This window comes from Fulvivirga kasyanovii (assembly GCF_009711405.1).
Lineage (GTDB): Bacteria > Bacteroidota > Bacteroidia > Cytophagales > Cyclobacteriaceae > Fulvivirga > Fulvivirga kasyanovii.
In genome coordinates, this window is record NZ_SMLW01000563.1 from 17,386 (window position 1) to 20,044 (window position 2,659).

Annotated in this window: 2 protein-coding genes; one reads left to right on the forward strand and one right to left on the reverse strand. The window is 39.5% G+C overall.

What is annotated here, in order from left to right:
• Positions 1-45: 45 nt before the first annotated feature.
• On the reverse strand, positions 46-1,686 hold the full coding sequence (locus E1163_RS14280) for an ABC-F family ATP-binding cassette domain-containing protein (RefSeq protein ID WP_155172946.1): 1,641 nt from the start codon (positions 1,684-1,686) through the stop codon (positions 46-48).
• A 172-nt stretch (positions 1,687-1,858) separates the two neighbouring features.
• On the opposite strand from E1163_RS14280, the gene E1163_RS14285 reads away from it, so the two are divergent.
• Positions 1,859-2,659 (forward strand): hypothetical protein (locus E1163_RS14285; RefSeq protein WP_155172948.1); only part of this gene is annotated, 801 nt, incomplete at its 3' end.

Here is a 2,659-nt window from a genome sequence, read left to right on the forward strand (position 1 = left end):
ACAATTTAGCTATGTTCGCCGTTATTCTGAGAAGAGGGTACTCAATTAGGCCGTTTTCCTCTCTATCTCCCGTAGGTTTTCCAGCTTCTTGTTTCTAAGGAAACCATTAATATCCTCAAAGTGCTCACGTATACGTTTATTACCAAATTCAAATACTTTGGTGGCAAGGCCATCAAGAAAATCCCTGTCGTGCGACACCAGGATCAGAGTACCATCAAAGCTTTGAAGTGCTTCTTTAAGTATGTCTTTTGTCCTTATATCCAGGTGGTTAGTAGGCTCATCAAGAATCAATAAGTTAACCGGTTGCAGAAGAAGTTTGATCATGGCAAGGCGGGTTCTTTCTCCACCCGACAACACCTTTACCTTCTTGTCTATAGCATCACCGCTAAACATAAAAGCTCCTAAAAGGTCTTTGATCTTAGTTCGGATATCACCCTGCGCTATATTATCAATGGTCTGGAATACCGTAAGATCTCCGTCCAGTAGTGACGCCTGATTTTGAGCAAAGTACCCGATCATACAATTGTGGCCGGCCTGCAATTTACCCTCATATTCAATTTCTCCCATAATGGCCTTGATCATGGTGGACTTACCCTCACCATTTTTCCCTACGAAGGCTACTTTTTGGCCTCTTTCAATGGTCATGGAGGCATTTTTAAACACCACATGGTCGCCGTAGGATTTGCAAACATCCTCCGCAATTACCGGGTAGTTACCCGAACGTGGAGCAGGTGGAAATTTAAGGTTCAGGTGTGAAGTATCCACTTCATCTACCTCAATAAGCTCCATTTTTTCAAGCATCTTCACCCGCGACTGAACCTGCAATGTCTTTGAGTAAGTGCCTTTAAACCTTTCAATAAAAGTCTGGATTTCAGCAATCTGCTTTTGTTGCTCTTCATATGCCTTTTGCTGTTGTTCACGACGCTCTTTGCGCAGTTGAAGGTACTGGGTATAATTGACCTTGTAGTCATAAATGCGGCCCATAGTAACCTCAATGGTACGGTTGGTGATATTGTCAACAAACGTTTTGTCGTGCGAGATCACAATCACCGCTTTGGCATTGTTAACCAGGAAATCCTCCAGCCACTGGATCGATTCAATGTCCATATGGTTAGTAGGTTCATCGAGCAAGATCAGGTCAGGCTTTTGTAGCAGGATTTTAGCCAGCTCTATGCGCATGCGCCAGCCACCGCTAAACTCTTTGGTTGGCCTGTTGAAGTCCGATCTAAGAAAACCAAGTCCCAGCAATGTTTTCTCCACTTCAGCATCAAAGTTGATTTCCTCTATGGAATAGTATTTTTCACTAAGCTCAGATACTTCTTCAATTATTTTGTAATACTCATCAGACTCATAATCTGTGCGTGTCTCAAGCTCTTTGTTTAGGGCTTCAATACGGTCTTTCATCCCTAATATTTTTGAAAAAGCCTTTGATGCTTCTTCAAAAACAGAACAATTATCCTCAGTAAGCAGGTGCTGAGGCAGATAAGCGATTACTGCATCCTTGGGAGCAGAGATCTTGCCCCTTGTAGGTGCATTAACACCGGCAATAATCTTGAGCAGGGTAGATTTTCCGGCACCATTCTTACCCATCAGGGCGATACGGTCATTTTCATTGATATTGAAAGAAATGTTACTGAAAAGCGCCGAGCCACTAAACTCGACCGTGAGAGCGTCAACAGAGATCATGTATTAAAAAATTAAGCAGCAAAGGTATTTATAAATTTGAGATGTATAGTAGGTTTTAGAGCGAGGAAGGAAAATATTTTAGTGGTATACCTAAGGTTATTGTGTAATTCAAGCGAGACTATTTATAAAATAACTATGTTTGTGGCCTTATTTGGATATTTAATTAGAAATTATGAAGAATCTGTTATTGGCTTTAATGCTGGTATTGTTTGTTATAGGATTTACAAGCTGTAATAAAGATGATGAAACTGCTCCTGTGAAAGGGTATGTAATTAATGAACGATTCAGTTCTCAATTAATCGGCTCATGGGTGTTCTTTTCTGACAAAGAAGGCAATCCGCTGAAAACCTATGAAGTATCCGAGCGCTATCAGTCTATAGATTATGACTTTGCAAAGGGAGAGCCGTACTGGGCTACCACTGTAAGACAGTATTCAGATAGATCAGTTGTTCTTCGTACAATCCAGATGGTCACAAATATTGATACACTAGATTTTGGATATATTGGAACTCCACATCATGGTAGTGTCAGTTTTGGTCTAACTGAGGGAGATGCTTATCTGGATATTAGCGCGCTTAAAAATGTGAGGAACATCACAATAGGAAGTAATGGATTTGCTAGTTTTACTTTTCCTGAATATCGAACTTTTACCCCATTTAGATTATCAAGTCAGAGCGGAGAAAATTGTTATATTTCTTATATACCTCATATTGAAGAACCAATGTATGCGTTGGTACAAAATGTGTCTAAAGGTGACACTTTAATACCAAAAATTGAAGATTTTAAAGTTTATGACAGTGGATTTGATTATGATCACGGTACTTATTCTCAGCATGCTGCAAGAGTTATTGGAATAGACAATAGATCAGATAATTATTGTTTTTTCTATACAAGTTCGAGTAATCATAACACCACTGTTGATCCTGTACGTTATTTAAATGGCTTCATAAAGTATGAAACTTATTTAAATCAT

Coding starts and splice junctions, on each gene's coding strand:
- E1163_RS14280 (WP_155172946.1), bottom strand. CDS start 1,686: ATGATCTCTGTTGACGCTCTCACGGTCGAGTTTAGTGGCTCGGCGCTT.